We start from the raw sequence: 16,232 nt of genomic DNA, 5'->3' as shown, positions 1-16,232 counted from the left end.
GGTCTGATTTTACCGTCTTCCAGTTGCGGCTCTACCGCCAGACGAATCCCCTGTCAGGCTTATGTGTTAAAGGTATTGCAACAGGTCGGTGTTCGCCGGCTTCCCGGCGTTCGTCAGTTATCAAGATTGGTGCATGGGCCAAGACACGCGCTGGCTAAACAGTGAACCGCGCTTCCCGGACGAGCACATCGACATCGCGCCCGATGCCGTGAGAAGTAAAATCATGGCCCGCTGCGGCCAGCAACAAAGGAGTTCAACATGCCAATCCATGACCAGAGCGCCATCAACATCTCGCGACGAAGCGCACTGAAATTCGCCGGTGCCAGCCTTGCGGTAACAGCGCTTGCCGCTGGCCACGTGGCTGCCCAGACGCCGGAGGAAATCAGCAGCGCCGATCTCAATATCGTGCGCAGGGGCACCGACAAGAAGCTCGACATCTTCAACATCGACCTGTTGGAAGAACAGGCCAAGCAAGTGTACGGGCACGGCACCTACGTGTTCGTGGCCAACGGCTCCGGCAAGCAGTGGACATTGGCCGAAAACCAGCGCGCCTGGGGCGATTACGCCTTTGTACCGAAGCGCATGCAGGGCGTGGTGCGCGATAAGATCGACCTGTCGGTTGACCTGCTCGGGCTGCGCCTGCCGCACCCGTTCATCATCACGCCCTTCGGCAGCCACGGCCTGCACCATCCTCTGGCCGAAGTGGCCACGGCGCGCGGGATCGCCAAATCCGGCGGGCTGCTGACCGTGTCGAGTTCGTCCACGGCCAGCATGGAAGACATCGCCAAGGCGAGCGACGGTCCGAAGTGGTTCCAGATCTACCTGACCACCGACGACGGCTTTTCGCGCGCGGTGCTGCAGCGCGCCAAGGCTGCAGGCTTCAAGGCCATCGTGCTGACAGTAGACGCGATCGGCCAGGGCTCGTCCGACGAATACATGCGCCTGGGTAATCCACGCCCGTGGCTGCCCTACGGCAACTTCCCGGACGGCAAGCAACCAGCGTTCAAGACCAACCTGAGCTGGGCCGACGTCGAGATGATCCGCAACGTCACCGGCCTGCCGGTGGTCGTCAAGGGTATCACCCGGCCCGAGGACGCGCGCGCGGCGATTGCCGCCGGCGCTGCGGCGATTCAGGTCTCCAACCACGGCGGCCGCGCGCTCGACGGCACGCCGGCCGCCATCACCGCGCTGCCGGCGATAGCGGAAGTGGTCAAGGGCGAGGTGCCCTTGATTCTGGACAGCGGCATCCGCCGTGGCACCGACGTGGTGAAGGCGCTGGCGATGGGCGCCAACGCGGTGGCGATCGGCCGGCCGGTCATGTTCGGCTTGGCCCTGGGCGGTGCGAGCGGCGTCGACAGCGTGATCGACTTCTTGCACCGCGAAACCGTGAACACGCTTCTTCACCTGGGTGCCAGCAACCTCGGCGAGCTGCGCAGCGAGCACGTGCGCCAGGCTGCTGCGCCGGGTACGCACGGGCCGGTGAGGGTTGGCGCAGAGCGGCTGGGCTGACGAAACGGCGCGCGGCGGGCCTGGCCGCGCGCGTGACACTTGTAGGTGGTATACCTACTCCAACCCACGAATAAGACAGTGGCACACCAACCCCTGATGAAAGGAAATCCCATGAGCAGCTCTGACAAGAACAGTGTTTCGGGTTCGACGACCGGTTCCGGCGCGCCGGCCGCGAGTGATCGCAACTCCCTGACGATCGGCGCCGACGGCCCGATCGTTCTGCACGACGTACATTTCCTCGAGCAGATGGCGCACTTCAACCGCGAAAAGGTGCCCGAGCGCCAGCCGCATGCGAAAGGTGCGGGCGCGTTCGGCGTGCTGCAAATCAGCGAGGACGTCTCGAAGTACACCAAGGCGGCGTTGTTCCAGAACGGCGCGTCCACCGAGATGCTGGCGCGTTTCTCCACCGTGGCCGGCGAGTCGGGCAGCCCCGATACCTGGCGCGACGTGCGCGGTTTTTCGCTGAAGTTCTACACCACTGAAGGCAACTACGACCTGGTGGGCAACAATACGCCGGTGTTCTTCGTGCGCGACCCGATGAAGTTCCCTCACTTCATCCGCAGCCAGAAGCGCCTGCCCGACTCGGGCCTGCGCGACAACCACATGCAGTGGGACTTCTGGACCAACAACCCGGAAACCGCGCACCAGGTCACCTACCTGATGGGCGAGCGCGGGCTGCCGCGCAGCTGGCGCGAGATGAACGGCTACGGTTCGCACACTTACATGTGGGTCAACGCGAGCGGCGAGAAATTCTGGGTCAAATACCACTTCCACACCCAGCAGGGCATGGCCTTCTTCAGCAACGCCGATGCCTCTGCCATGGCGGGCAGCGACGCCGACTTCCACCGCCGCGACCTGTTCGAGGCCATTACCCGCGGTGAGCATCCGAGCTGGACGCTGTCGATCCAGGTGATGCCGTACGCCGACGCCAAGGCCTACCGCTTCAACCCGTTCGACCTGACCAAGACCTGGTCGCACCAGGACTACCCGCTGATCAAGGTCGGCACGATGACCCTGAACCGCAACCCCGAGAACTTCTTCGCCCAGATCGAACAGGCGGCGTTCTCGCCGGGCAACACCGTGCCCGGTATTGGCCTGTCGCCCGACAAGATGCTGCTGGCGCGCGCGTTCGCCTACGCCGATGCCCAGCGCAACCGCATCGGCACCAACTTCCACCAGTTGCCGGTGAACCAGCCGAAGGTGCCGGTCAACAGCTACCTGTTCGACGGCCAGATGACCTACCACCACAGTGGTGCCGCGCCGACGTACTTGCCCAACAGCGGCGGCCGCCCATGGGCGGACGAGACCGGCCCGGCGGCGGACGGCTGGGAGGCCGACGGCGAGATGGTCCGCAGCGCCTACACCCTGCATGCGCAGGACGACGACTTCGGCCAGCCCGGCACCCTGGTGCGCGAAGTGTTCAACGATGCCCAACGCCAGTTGCTGGTCGACCAGGTGGCCGGCAGCCTGCTCGGCGGCGTGCGCAGCCCGGTGCTGGAGCGCGCCTTCGACTACTGGAAAAGTGTCGACGCCGGTGTCGGCCAGCGCATCGAGGACAAGGTGCGCTCCGGCAGTGCGCCGCAACCCGCCGAGGGCATGGGTGAAGGCTGAAGCGTCGCCCGACGAGTACACTCGTCGGGCACTTTTCCCAAGGGAGATGCAACAGTTCTCGACGCCAGCAAGCCGTCCGATTGGATGCTGTTGGTCGAAGGAGGAAGCGTGAATACGCACGAACATCATCAGGACGAGCATGCGCATGGCCAGCGGGCGGCTGCTAGCGGCTGCTAGCGGCCGCCACGGTGCAGCGGCGCAAGCGTCCACATCCGACAAGGCGAACGATCCCGTCTGCGGGATGACGGTCGATCCGCAGACCTCGCCACACCACACCGAACACGTCGGCACGACCTATCACTTCTGCTCGGCCGGTTGTCTCGCAAAGTTCGTCGCCGATCCCGGCAAGTATCTCTCTCCGAAGCCGGCCGAGCCTGCGGCCGCGCTTCCGGGTTCAATGTACATCTGCCCGATGCATCCACAGATCCGCCAGGACCATCCCGGCACCTGCCCGATCTGCGGCATGGCGCTGGAGTCGGAGATGCCCGGTCTCGACGACGAGGAAAACCCGGAGCTGCGCGACTTCAGCCGCCGCTTCTGGTGGACGCTGCCGCTGACGCTGGTCGTGCTGGTGCTGTCTATGCTGGGGCATCAATTCGACTGGCTGCCGACCGATGTCCGCACCTGGATCGAACTCGTGCTGACCACGCCCGTGGTGCTCTGGGCCGGCTGGCCGTTCCTGCAACGCTGCGTGCAGTCGATCCGCAACCGCAGCCCGAACATGTAGACCCTGATCGGCATCGGCGTGACTGCGGCATTCGGTTACAGCGTGGTCGCGACCGTGGCGCCCGGCCTATTCCCCGATTCGTTCCGCGAGCACGGCCGCGTCGGCGTGTACTTCGAAGCCGCTGCGGTGATCATTTCGCTCACCCTGCTCGGCCAGTTGCTGGAGCTGCGCGCCCGTTCCAAGACCTCCGCTGCGATCAAGTCGCTGCTGGGCCTTGCCCCGAAAACCGCGCGCCGCCTGCGCGCCGACGGCAGCGAGGAAGACATCGAACTGAGCCACGTCCACGTCGGCGACCGCCTGCGCGTGCGCCCCGGCGAGAAGGTCCCCGTCGACGGCAAAGTGCTCGAAGGCCGTTCCAACATTGACGAGTCGATGCTGACCGGCGAACCGACCCCTGTCGAGAAATCGGTCGGCGACGCCGTCATCGGCGCCACCATGAACGCCACCGGCAGCCTGGTGATCCAGGCCGAGAAGGTCGGTTCGGAAACCGTCCTCTCGCAGATCGTGCAGCTGGTGGCACAGGCACAGCGCTCGCGCGCTCCGATGCAGCGCATGGCCGACAAGGTCGCGTTCTGGTTCGTGCTCGCCGTGCTGGCCGTGGCCGTGGCGACGTTCCTGGCGTGGGGACTGTTCGGACCGGAGCCGTCGTGGACGTACGCGGTGCTCAACGCGGTGTCGGTGCTGATCATCGCCTGCCCCTGCGCGCTCGGCCTGGCGACGCCGATGTCGATCATGGTCGCCACCGGTCGCGCCGCGCAGGGCGGCGTGCTGTTCCGCGATGCCGAGGCGATCGAGAACTTCCGCCGCATCGACACCCTCATCGTCGACAAGACCGGCACATTGACCGAAGGCCGGCCGGCGTTCCGCGAGGCGATCGCCTCGAATGGTTTTGCCGAGGACGAGGTGCTGCGCCTGGCCGCCAGCCTCGACCAGGGCAGCGAGCATCCGCTGGCCGACGCCATCGTCGCCGAGGCGCGTCGCCGCAACCTGGCGCTGGAGACGCCCGCAGACTTCGAATCGTCCACCGGCATCGGCGTGCGCGGCACGGTTGGCGGGCGCACGCTCGCAATCGGCAACACACAACTGATGCAGGAGCAGGGGGTCGATCCAACCTCACTGCAGGAGCAGGCCGAGGCGCTGCGTCACGAGGGCGCGAGCGTCATGTACCTGGCAGTTGACGGCACGCTGGCCGGACTGATCGCCGTGGCCGACCCGATCAAGGCGTCCACTCGCGAAGCCATCAAGGCCCTGCAGGCCGACGGCCTGCGCATCGTGATGGCCACCGGTGACGGCGTGACCACGGCCAACGCGGTGGCGCGCGAGCTGGGCATCGACGAGGTGCATGGCGAGGTGCGGCCGAAGGACAAGATCGATCTCGTGCAGCGGCTGAAGGCCGAAGGCCACAAGGTCGCGATGGCCGGCGACGGCATCAACGACGCCCCGGCGCTGGCCGGCGCCGACATCGGCATCGCCATGGGCACCGGCACCGACGTCGCCATGTCCAGCGCGCAGGTCACCCTGGTCAAGGGCGACCTGCGCGGCATCGTGCGTGCGCGCAACCTGTCCAACGCCACCGTGGCGAACATGAAGCAGAACCTGACGTTCGCCTTCCTCTACAACGCGCTCGGCGTGCCGATCGCCGCGGGCGTGCTGTACCCGTTCACCGGCCTGCTGCTGAGTCCGATGATCGCGGCGCTGGCGATGAGCCTGAGTTCGGTGTCCGTGGTGGCGAACGCATTGCGACTGGGCAAGACGCGATTCGAGTGACTGCCATGCGGGTGCGCCCGAAAACCGCGACCGCAGATCTCGGTTTTGGTGTCGTACCCCATCTTCCGAAGCGCGCTGTTCACGGTGTTTTCGGACATCGGTTTCCAGGAGTTGGTATCGCCTGCGAAGACCAAGTCAAATCTGCCTGTGATTTCGTGGATCTGCTCTAGCAGGGCGACCGCTTGCGGCGATAAGGGTACAAGATGGATATCGCCTGCCATCTTCGTACCTCTTGTGGAAAAGGGTACGCCTTCCAACGCTGGGCGCGTGTCGGGTATTTCCCAGACGCCACGCTTGAGGTCGAACTCGCTCCAGCGGGCGAAGCGCAGTTCGCTGGAGCGTACAAACACATGCAGTGACAGCATGACCGTCAGCCGGGTAAGTGCGCGGCCTTTATAGGTGTCGATCCGCTCCTGTAATTCAGGCAAGCGCGATAAGGGTAAAGCGGGGCGGTGGACTACCCGAGGAGCTTTGATCGAGCCTTCGAGGTCGTAAGCAGGGTTTACGGTGATAAGCCGGAGGCGCTTTGCCTCGCGCATGATGCTCTGCAGGTAGTATTGTACCCTTAAAGCAACGTCTATCGTTCCGCGCTTCTTGATCGCTTCCAAGGGCCGCAAAAGGTCGTGGGTGTCGAGGTCGACAATGGCGCGGGCGCCGATCAGTGGGAAGAGGTGGGTTTTGAGGCGACTCATCACTGTCTTGGAATAGTCTGGTGCCCACTTGGCTGACATTTCCGTGTGCCAGCTTAGGGCAACGCTTTCAAAGGTACGGCCTTTGATCAGGGCTTGGGTCTTGGCTTCTATGGGATCAATGCCATCCGCCAGCATTCGCTTGACCTCCAAGCGCTTGCGGCGCGCATCGGCGAGCCCTATAACGGGGTAATTGCCGAATGCAGTAAGTCCTTCCCGGCCATCAGGTTTGACGTATCTGAGACGCCAGCCTTTGCGGCCATTGGGTTGGACTAGAAGGTAAAGGCCGTCGCCGTCGAAAAGCTTGTAGGCGCGGTCTGTGGGCTTGGCCGAACGGCAAGCGGAATCGGAGAGTGGAGCAGTGGTGCGCGACAGAAGGGTACTCCCTTTTATCGAAGTGACCTTTACCCCCAACTCTACCCTTAAAACGGTTGGAATCCACCGGAGTCCGACGGAACGCCAAAACGAAAAAACCCGCCAGAAGGCGGGTTTTTCGGGGGTTTCAGAGATTTTGGAAGCCTTCTCTGGAACCTTGTATGGCTCCACGACCTGGACTCGAACCAGGGACCCAATGATTAACAGTCATTTGCTCTACCAACTGAGCTATCGCGGAATACGCCGTATGTTACTGATTAAAAAAGAGAAGTCAAGCATTTAATGCCTGCGAAGGACGTGAGTCTCGGCGTTCATCTGACTCGAACCGCAGTTAGCGACTTTGTCTCACACCACCTCATGGTGACGATAAAAGCCTTGCATGGAGATCCTTCTAAGTCGTGCGCCGCTCATTCATCAGGCGGGTGAGCGCAGTATTGTAGATGGGAGTAGTTCGCAATACTGACGATGCAGGCACACCGAGTGCAAGTGGCGATTAGCTAGCACGGTCCCAAGTCAACATAATGTGGGAGATGGCCGTGTCGATGAGATCATGGCCGATGCCATCCCGTGCCTGGATGGAAATACCTTGCAGGAAGCTGTCGAACACTGTTGCCAGGGCTTGCGCATTAGTGTGTGCAGGCAACTCACTATTGGCGATGGCGCGTTCGACACAGCTCACGATTCCTGCGCGGGTGCGTTCGCGGGACTGGGTCAGGGCGGCGGTCACTTCGCGGCTTTCCGGTGCCGGGGCGCTCATGACACCCAGGCTCACCATGCAACCCTTGGGGTGACCGTCTTCACACTGCATGCTGGCGGATTGGCGTAGGGCAGTCTCTACAGCCTCACGAGGTGCGAGGTTTTCATCCCACAAACACTCAGTAACCTGGGCAAAACTGGTCAGGTAACGCTGCACGCATTCCTGGAACAAATCCTCCTTTGAACCGAACGCGGCGTAAAAACTCGGCGCGGAAATCCCGCCGCCCAGGCCAGCCTTCAACTGGTTCAGTGACGTAGCGTCGTAACCGTACTCCCAGAACAGGTGCAAGGCTTGTTCCACCGCGTGGTCGCGGTCGAAGTTGCGGGGGCGGCCCATCTGCGCCATGACGAAATCCTCTGAGTGATAACTTAAATACTAGTCGATACAGAAGTCATTGACAACGACAGTCCGCCTCCCTAACATTTGTACCGATCAGTATTCATATAGCTCTTTGAGCTGCCCTCAATCAAGGAGCCTCCCTGTGACTGCCTCAATTTCCTTGCCGGCCGATGCCGTGCCGGATCGCTTGCCCGTCGGTGCCTTGTTGGCCCTGGCGATGACCGGCTTTATCTGCATCGTTACCGAAACCCTGCCCGCCGGCTTGCTGCCGCAGATCAGCGAAGGCCTGGCGATTTCCCCATCCATGGCCGGGCAGATGGTCACGGCCTATGCACTGGGTTCGGTGCTGGCGGTGATTCCACTGACCATTGCCACCCGGGGCTGGCGCCGGCGCAATGTGCTGTTGCTGACCATCGTTGGTTTTCTGCTGTTTAACTCCATCACCGCGCTGTCGTCCCACTACGGGCTGACGCTGGTGGCGCGCTTCTTTGCCGGAGTGGCGGCGGGGCTGGCCTGGAGCCTGTTGGCCGGTTACGCGCGGCGCATGGTGGCGCCTCATCAACAGGGCAGGGCGCTGGCGCTAGCCATGGTCGGAACGCCAATTGCGCTGTCGCTGGGGGTTCCGCTGGGTACCTGGCTGGGCAGTCTCGTCGGTTGGCGCACGGCCTTTGGCATCATGTCGGCGATGACCTTGGTACTGATCGTCTGGGTGCTGGTGAAGGTCCCGGATTATCCCGGCCAGGCGTCCCACCAACGGATGCCATTGCGCAAGGTGCTCACCACACCGGGTGTGCGGCCGGTGCTGGCGGTGGTGATTGCCTGGATGCTGGCGCACAACATTCTCTATACCTATATCGCGCCGTTCGTGGCGCCGGCGGGGTTGTTGGCGAGGGTGGATCTGGTGCTGTTGGTGTTCGGTGTGGCGGCGTTGGTGGGAATCTGGATCACCGCCCGGTTGGTCGAGCCATTGCTGCGCAGGACGGTGCTGGTCAGCCTTGCGACCTTCGCCGCGACGGCCCTGGCATTTGGTTTCTTTGCCGAAGTACCGGCAGTGATCTACGTCGGCATGGCGGTGTGGGGGTTGAGTTTTGGCGGTGCGGCGACGTTGTTGCAAACCGCTCTGGCCGACGCTGCCGGTGACGGTGCCGACGTCGCGCTGTCGCTGAACGTGGTGGCCTGGAACAGCGCCATCGCGGGAAGTGGCGTGGTGGGAGGGGTATTGCTTGATACCTGGGGTGTGGTTTCGTTTCCGTGGGCGGTGGTGTTTTTGGTGGTAGTGGCATTTGTTATTGCGTGGACTGCCCGTTCCCATGGTTTCAAATCGGGCCCGCGCGGAGCCGGTAAATCAGCGGTGGCCGGGCATTGAGTACTCTGCCCAATGGTTACAGTTTTGTTCTGCGCACTGAGTGCTTTTGCCCCATTTTCGAGCGTGCTGCGCAAATTATTGAGTGACACCCTGCCTATCCCCGGGCCTGACCGCTGCGGTCCGTTTCTTGCTAGAGCCAGCTTAAACAATGACATGGCATTTTGCCGCTAATCATTTCAAGGCTGCATCCACGGCTGCAGTGTGTGGGTTGTTCAGGGGAGTAGTCGGACATGCAGGGTATTTTGTCGCCAGGCATCCGCCTGCTCGGGCGTTTCGGATTTGCGCGCAAGTTTCAGATACTGTTTTTTCTTTTCATGCTGCCCTTGGCGGGCAGTCTGTGGATGATCGGGCAGGACTATCGCGGCAAGCTGACAGTGATTTCAAATGAGCAATCCGGGGTGGGCCAATTGCTGGCGCTCGATGCATTGGACGGTCAGCTGACCACGCAGCGCAACCTCGCGGCGCGCTGGAAAGCGGCTGACATCCTGCATGAGCCAACACCTGCGGCCAAGGCTGCGATGGCTGCGGTCGATGCCAATAACCCGGTGATATTGCAGAGCCTGCAAGCGCTGGGCGACGCGCTCAAAGTACAGAATGCCAGTGCGGACACCCTGGCACGCTTTGAGGTGTTGCAGGTGTCGGTCAAAGGCATGGACACCCAATCCTTGCGTACCGTGGGCTGGTGGCCGGATGGCTACGACCGCTTTACTTCAGCGCTGACGGCGATGCAAAGCCTGCGCGAACAGATCACCCTGGACTGCGGATTGATCCTCGATCCCTGGCTTGAAACCTACTTGCTGATGCAGATTGCCACCCAGCAGGCGCCCGATCTGATTGAGCGTATCGGTCGCATGGCGAGCGTCGGGCAGTCGTCCATCGCCTCGGGGCAGTTCACCTTGCAAAGTCGTTTGCAGATGCGTGACCTGCGCGGTCGCATCGGCGATGCGCGGGATCAGTTGGTCAAGGCGGCTGCATCGCTTAAAGCCAAGCAGTACTCAGGGGTGCAAACCTGGACCGCTCAGTACGACAACAGCTTGCAGCTGCTGGATAACGAACTGAAAGTGCTGGACGACGGGGTGTTCGGCGGCACGATCAAGCTCGATACCAGCGGGTTCGAGCGCAGTGTCGACGGCATGCTCGGGGCCTTGGGCGCACTGCGCAATCAGTCGCTGACCTCCCTTGATGCGCGCCTGAGCTACTACCGCGCCCTCTCGTTCAAGCAAATCATCCCCGTGGCGGTGACGTTCAGCATTCTGGCGTTGGCGGCCCTGTACCTGTTCGTGTGCCTGCAGGCATCGATTCGGCGCAGCGCCAGCAGTATCACCACCCTTGCCGAATCCCTGCGCGACGGCAACCTGTGTGTCGAGGTAGCGATTGAAGGCCGTGACGAACTGGCCGCGATCAGCACCGCGCTCAATGTCGCGGTGGTGCAGTTGCGCACCAGTCTGCTGGGCGTTAATCACGAAACGCAGCAGTTAGGGTCTGCGGTGCTGACGCTCAATACCCAATCGGGCAGCACGCTCACCGAAGTGGAAGACCAGCAACTGCAAATCAGCCAGATTGCAGCGGCAGCAACGCAGTTGGCGGCGACGTCCATGGGTGTCGCCAAAAGTTGCGAGCAGGCCGCAGGCAGCGCCCAGCAAACCCGACGTATTGCCGAGGACAGCAGCCGTGACAGCCAGCGCACCACGGCCAGTATTCAACAACTCAACCAGCGCCTGACCGACACCGCCAATGCGCTGGGGCAAGTGAGCCAGCAGGGGCAGCAGATCCAATCGGTGGTCGACACCATTCGAGGTATTGCCGAGCAGACCAACTTGCTGGCGCTTAACGCCGCCATTGAGGCCGCACGAGCGGGCGAGCAGGGCCGAGGTTTTGCCGTAGTGGCCGATGAAGTTCGAAGCCTGTCACAACGCACCCAGGCATCCACGGCGCAGATCGCCAGCACTGTGGACAGCTTGCGCGCGACGGTGAGCCAGGCGGTCAGCCTGATGGGCGCCGCCTGCGACCAGGCGATGACCGATGCGGAATCCGTAACCGGGCTGGGCAATCGGCTGGGAGAGATCGCCAGCGCGGTGCAAAACGTCACGGATACATTGGCGCAGATCGCCGTGGCGGTTGAGGAACAGGCCGCGACGGCGGATGAGGTGAGCGGGAATATTCAGCAGGTTGATCAGGCAGCGGGGCGCTTGCTGGAGGGCGCGCGGGCGGTGAATCAAGCGGCGGATACGTTGAGTAAGGGAAGCCGCGCGTTGAGTGAGAATACGGCGCGGTTTCGGCTGGGGTGATGTTAGGCGCTCTATTTCCTTAACTTGCCGGCATACCCACGCCTACGCGCTTTTCCGGTGTCGTCACATCATGCAGGGAAATCCTTGAAGTCTCCGGCAATGCCAAACCACCCGCCAGTGCCAGCAATGCAACCGCGATCAGATAAAACGCTGGCGACAGGTTGCTGCCGGTGGTGCTGATCAACCACGTCGCCACCAGCGGTGCGGTGCCGCCGAAGATCGTGTAGGCCATGTTGTAGGTGATCGCCGACGCGGTGTATCGCGTACGGGTCGGGAAGGTTTCCGAGAGTAAGGCCGCCGTGACCACGCCACACAACACCGCGCCAATCGCCAGGAGCATCACGCCGACGATGGACGCTGTGAACGAGCCAGAACTGGCCATCAGGAACGAGGGATACACCACCACAATCAACAGCGCGCACGCCGTCATCACCGTGATTCGACGTCCGACTCGATCCGAATACAGCCCGGCCAGCGGGCAGATCGCCGCCGCGAATAGCAAGGCAATCAGCGACACCAGCAACGCCGTTGCGCGACTCAAGCCCCCGGCGACTTGCAGGTAAGTCGCGAAGTAGGTGGTGAACATATAAAACGACAGCGCCGTAAGCGATACAAAAGCGCCCAGGCAGCAGATCGCCGCACCATGGTTGCGCAAGGTTTCCTTGAGCGGGGAGTGTGCAACTGCATCTTCCTGAGTCACCGCCTGGAAAGCCGGTGTCTCATCCAGCTTCCAGCGCAGGTAAAGACCCACCAGGCCCAGCGGCGCAGCAATCAGGAACGGCAGGCGCCAGCCCCAGCTACCCATTGCTTCGGCCGATAACGACGCCTCAAGTGCGTAGGCCACCACCGCGGCCGCAGCGAAGGCGGAAAACGTCGACACCGGAATAAAACTGCCGTACCAGGCGCGTTTATCACTCGGTGCATGCTCCATCAGATAGGCGCAGGCACCGGCGTATTCTCCCCCGGCGGAAAAACCCTGGGCGCAACGAATCAGCGAAAGAAGAATCGGCGCCATGACCCCGATCGCGGCATACGTAGGCAGCAGGCCGATCAAGGTCGTCGCACCGGCCATCAGCAAAATCGTCATCGCCAGCGTTCGCTTGCGGCCGATCCGGTCCCCCAGCATGCCGAAGAAAATCCCTCCAAGAGGCCGAAACGCAAAGGCCACGGCGAATACCGCAAAGGTCTTGAGCAACGCAGCACTGGCATCGCCGCTGGGGAAAAACTGCTGAGCGATGGTCGTGGCCAAAAAGCCATAGACGGCGAAGTCGAACCACTCGACGAAATTGCCGATGCCGGCGGCTACGATCACTTTTCGTAGGGTTTTTGGGCTTACCTGCTCGGTGGATGCGCTCGTCATTGGGGCCTCGGCGTTTCGTCAGTAAGCGTTCGATTATCGAGGGAGTGACTGAGGCGGCGGGGTTCAAAAGTGTCATCCGCGTAGTCAGTACCGACTTGATGCGGGTGAAACGGGCATGATTCGGGCCAGGTGGGTCGAGTCTCCCCGGCTATGGACGATAATTTGGAAGAGTCGGCGTTAAACCCCGTTTATGCATTCATCCGGCATGTACGTCGATCGGCTCAGGGCGATGATGAGTTGTTGAACGACTGCTACCGCTCGCGAGCGGCCGTTACCTACCCAAAGCGGCCGGTCAAGTCCCGACCGTTGACTGAGGCTGACCTCTGCGCCATATCATGCGGAGCATATATAAGTTCATTACCCATAAGGCACCAGGATGGCGCTCAGATTAAGACAAGCATGCGTTACCGATCTTCCTTCGATATACAGGGGAGAGCAGGACTACATCCGGTGTTGGGAGCCTGATCACGAAGACACATGGCGGCTCCAGTTAGAGCGACACCTCGTTCGCTGGGTAGAAAACTTTGATCGGTTGACGGTCGCGATCATTGACGAGCAGTTCGCCGGTTACTCGTTATGGACACCCGAGCAAGACTACGCAGAGCTGTCTACGATCAACGTCAGCCAAGCCTATAGGCGAAACGGTATTGGCCGAACGCTACTCGACGCTTATGCGGCCACTGTAAAGCAACAGGGCTTCACTCATCTGAGGTTAAGCGTGCGTCCTGATAACCCTGCCGGGCTCATGTATGAGCGAGCAGGTTTCGTCTGCGTTGGGACCGATTCCCACGGCTACCTTCGATACGAGCGGCCTGGCTGATCAAGGCCGGTGCCTGCTACTCGAACCTAAATGGGTTGACCGTCCGCTCCTAGCCGAAAGTAGCCGTTCCCAATACCTGCACCTAGCTGGCACCTTCTCTAAGAAAAAGCTACGCAGTTGAGTCGAGAAAACCTCGCGCTCGGCGCAGGGGCTTCTGGCCTGGGAGAAGAAAAAATCCGGGGTCTCATCGACGGGTTTGCGCGACGCTTCCCGCTGCAGACGATGTAACTCTGCCGACGCTTTACCCGGCCTTCCTCACCACGCATTATGCGTCGCTCGCACTCATGCCCAAGGTGTCGCACATTCGTGGTGAAAAGGAACTGCAGTTGAACGAACAGACATTGTCCATGCGCCTGGAGCGCGTGGCAGCGCATGTGCCAGCAGGTGCGCGCCTGGCCGATATCGGCTCGGATCACGGCTACCTGCCGGTGGCGTTGATGCGCCGTGGCGCCATCGTGGCGGCAGTGGCCGGCGAGGTGGCATTAACGCCGTTCCGCTCGGCCGAACGCACCGTGCGAGAGAGCGGCCAAGACCTGCGGGTCACCGTGCGCCTGGCCAATGGCCTGGCGGCGATCGAGCCGGAAGACGGGATCACGGCGATCAGCATCTGCGGCATGGGTGGCGAAACGATCCGCGACATCCTCGACAGCGGCAAGGCGCGCCTGAGCGGTCAGGAACGGCTGATCCTGCAGCCCAACGGCGGCGAGCAGCCACTGCGCCAATGGCTGATGGAGAATGACTACCGCATCCTCTTCGAGGAACTGCTGCAGGAAAACCGCTTCTACTACGAAATCATTGTCGCCGAGCGCACCGGGCCGGTGGCGTACACCGCCGAGCAGCTGTACTTCGGCCCGCTACAGATGCAGGCCCGAAGCCCGGCGTTCCTGGTCAAGTGGCAGCGCATCCTGCGCCACAAGCAGCAGACCCTGACCCACTTCGCCCATGCGCGGCAGGCCGTGCCCGAGGAGAAAGTGCAAGACATCGCCCGGCAGGCCCTATGGATCACCGAGCTGCTGGGTTGAGCCTAAGACAAAGCGAGGGCCAATATGAATCGCCCTCAACTTCGTAGATACATCTGAATGACGGCTTTCGACCCATTGCTGCCGGTTGCGACAGGCAGCAATGGGCCAATCTCTCTCGTCCGCTGCGTTGGCAGCCGTGTCAGCACATCCTTGAGATAGGCATTCGGATCATGCCCATTCATGCGTGCTTAGATATCCAGGCAAATTTTGCCGAAATGCTGGTTGGTTTCCTGATACTTGAACGCTTCGACAATCTCGCTCAAAGGGAAATGACGATCAATAATCGGGCGCATGTCATTAGCATTGATGGCTCGGATCATGTCTTGCTGCTGGCTGCGGCTACCCACCAATACACCCTGCAGACGCACTTGCTTGATCAGTGCCGGTACAAAATTCATTGCACCGCTTACGCCACTCAATATCCCGATGACGGAGATGTGACCAGCAACCCGAATTGCAATCATCGATTGCTCAAGCGTCGCAGGGCCGCCGACTTCGATAATGTGGTCAACACCACGGCCACCCGTTAGAGCGCGTGCAGTTTCGCCCCAGTTAAGGTCTTTGCGGTAATTGATCACATGATCAGCGCCTAGCGCTTTCAGACGTTCCAGTTTTTCGTCGCTTGAAGAGGTAGCAATGACGGTAGCACCGGCCATTTTAGCGAACTGCAGGGCGAAAATTGAAACGCCACCAGTGCCTTGGACGAGCACGGTGTCGCCCGGCTTGAGTGAGTCATCGGCCATCAGGGCGCGCCATGCAGTAAGGCCTGCGGTGGTAAGCGTCGACGCTTCAGCATGGCTGTAGCCAGTAGGCGCGAGGGTGAACGATGTGGCTTTGGCCGTCACTTGCTCACGAGCGTAGCCGTCAATGCCATCACCTGGCACGCTAACAAAGCCTTCAACCAGTGGCGCACCGTTGATCCACTCCGGGAAGAAGGTGCTGACGACCGAGTCACCCACCTTGAATTCAGTGACATCTGGGCCGACAGCAATGACTTCACCTGCACCATCGGCCATGGGGATGCGTTTTTCGCTAGGGCCCCACATACCGCTGACCACCGCGAAGTCGTGGTAGTTGAGCGAGTTGGCGTGAAGGCGTACGGTGATTTCGCCACGCGCTGCGGCTCGGACTTCGCTGTTGCCAACCACAACCTTTTCATAGCCGCCACCGGGTTGGACGAAGATAGTTTTGCTGCTCATAGGGGTTTCCTTATGTTTTCTAATTACGCGAAATAACGAAATGAAAATTTAAAAATTACAATTCGATGATCAACCTAGCCGCAAAGTCATCAATCGCCTGCTCATTGCGCCGGTAGTAAGTCCACTTTCCGATGCGGGTGGTTAGCACGAAGCCTGCACGTTGCAAGATAGCTAAATGTGCAGACGCGGTAGAAGGTGAAAGCCCGGCCTTGTGCTGCAAATGGGTTACGCACACTCCTATCGCAGGATCGCCATGATCCTGAGGTGGGAAATTACTGAGTGGGTCTTTGAGCCACTCCATCATTTGCATGCGAGTGTCATTGCCCAGGGCTTTGAGCTGTTCGAGTATCATAGCCGGCAATGTTACGCTTTTTTCCGAAATGTTCAATAAGTAATCTATTAC

10 protein-coding genes, 1 tRNA gene and 3 pseudogenes are annotated in these 16,232 nt (G+C 61.2%); 7 read left to right on the top strand and 7 right to left on the bottom strand.

What is annotated here, in order from left to right:
- The first annotated feature begins 258 nt into the window (after positions 1-258).
- From AAEZ06_RS24850 to AAEZ06_RS24840, 3 genes and pseudogenes are all read left to right on the top strand, one after another.
- The gene (locus AAEZ06_RS24850) at positions 259-1,509 is read left to right on the top strand and encodes an alpha-hydroxy-acid oxidizing protein (RefSeq protein ID WP_149413738.1); all 1,251 of its coding nucleotides are present in this window, start codon (positions 259-261) and stop codon (positions 1,507-1,509) included.
- Between the two features lie 111 nt (positions 1,510-1,620).
- The gene (locus AAEZ06_RS24845) at positions 1,621-3,120 is read left to right on the top strand and encodes a catalase (RefSeq protein ID WP_149413737.1); all 1,500 of its coding nucleotides are present in this window, start codon (positions 1,621-1,623) and stop codon (positions 3,118-3,120) included.
- Between the two features lie 145 nt (positions 3,121-3,265).
- Positions 3,266-5,614, top strand: a pseudogene (locus tag AAEZ06_RS24840) (heavy metal translocating P-type ATPase).
- A gap of 14 nt (positions 5,615-5,628) precedes the next feature.
- Here the strand turns inward: AAEZ06_RS24840 and AAEZ06_RS24835 are convergent.
- The 3 genes and pseudogenes from AAEZ06_RS24835 to AAEZ06_RS24825 form a co-directional block, all read right to left on the bottom strand.
- A pseudogene (locus AAEZ06_RS24835) lies at positions 5,629-6,678 on the bottom strand (tyrosine-type recombinase/integrase); the annotation flags it as partial.
- Between the two features lie 162 nt (positions 6,679-6,840).
- Positions 6,841-6,916: transfer RNA gene (locus AAEZ06_RS24830), tRNA-Asn, on the bottom strand.
- A 255-nt stretch (positions 6,917-7,171) separates the two neighbouring features.
- On the bottom strand, positions 7,172-7,780 hold the full coding sequence (locus AAEZ06_RS24825; RefSeq protein ID WP_350616718.1) for a TetR/AcrR family transcriptional regulator: 609 nt from the start codon (positions 7,778-7,780) through the stop codon (positions 7,172-7,174).
- Between the two features lie 136 nt (positions 7,781-7,916).
- Between AAEZ06_RS24825 and AAEZ06_RS24820 the strand changes: the two genes are divergently transcribed.
- Positions 7,917-9,140 (top strand): MFS transporter, encoded by a 1,224-nt coding sequence (locus AAEZ06_RS24820; protein ID WP_350616716.1) that lies wholly within the window; start codon positions 7,917-7,919, stop codon positions 9,138-9,140.
- Positions 9,141-9,370: 230 nt separating this feature from the next.
- Positions 9,371-11,428: a methyl-accepting chemotaxis protein gene (locus tag AAEZ06_RS24815; RefSeq protein WP_350616714.1), complete on the top strand. Its 2,058-nt coding sequence runs from the start codon at positions 9,371-9,373 to the stop codon at positions 11,426-11,428.
- Positions 11,429-11,447: 19 nt separating this feature from the next.
- On the opposite strand, the gene AAEZ06_RS24810 is transcribed toward AAEZ06_RS24815, so the two are convergent.
- A complete protein-coding gene (locus AAEZ06_RS24810) occupies positions 11,448-12,788 on the bottom strand; it encodes an MFS transporter (RefSeq protein ID WP_149413733.1) in 1,341 nt (446 codons plus the stop codon).
- 376 nt (positions 12,789-13,164) lie between these two features.
- Here AAEZ06_RS24810 and AAEZ06_RS24805 point away from each other — a divergent pair, with 376 nt between their 5' ends.
- Positions 13,165-13,608, top strand: a complete 444-nt coding sequence (locus tag AAEZ06_RS24805; protein ID WP_350616711.1) for a GNAT family N-acetyltransferase — start codon at positions 13,165-13,167, stop codon at positions 13,606-13,608.
- A gap of 326 nt (positions 13,609-13,934) precedes the next feature.
- Positions 13,935-14,630, top strand: coding sequence for a tRNA (adenine(22)-N(1))-methyltransferase (locus tag AAEZ06_RS24800; protein ID WP_306108730.1), 696 nt, complete (start codon positions 13,935-13,937; stop codon positions 14,628-14,630).
- Between the two features lie 35 nt (positions 14,631-14,665).
- Here the strand turns inward: AAEZ06_RS24800 and AAEZ06_RS24795 are convergent.
- The 3 genes and pseudogenes from AAEZ06_RS24795 to AAEZ06_RS24785 form a co-directional block, all read right to left on the bottom strand.
- A pseudogene (locus AAEZ06_RS24795) lies at positions 14,666-14,818 on the bottom strand (transposase domain-containing protein); the annotation flags it as partial.
- A complete protein-coding gene (locus AAEZ06_RS24790; protein WP_149413730.1) occupies positions 14,819-15,829 on the bottom strand; it encodes a zinc-dependent alcohol dehydrogenase family protein in 1,011 nt (336 codons plus the stop codon).
- Positions 15,830-15,884: 55 nt separating this feature from the next.
- Positions 15,885-16,181, bottom strand: coding sequence for an ArsR/SmtB family transcription factor (locus AAEZ06_RS24785; RefSeq protein ID WP_072405141.1), 297 nt, complete (start codon positions 16,179-16,181; stop codon positions 15,885-15,887).
- Between the last annotated feature and the right edge of the window lie 51 nt (positions 16,182-16,232).

Origin of the sequence: Pseudomonas sp. HY7a-MNA-CIBAN-0227 (genome assembly GCF_040310325.1) — a bacterium.
In the GTDB taxonomy this organism is placed as follows: domain Bacteria; phylum Pseudomonadota; class Gammaproteobacteria; order Pseudomonadales; family Pseudomonadaceae; genus Aquipseudomonas.
The sequence above is the reverse complement of the archived record's forward strand: the minus strand, read 5'-3'. Positions and strand labels throughout refer to the sequence as shown.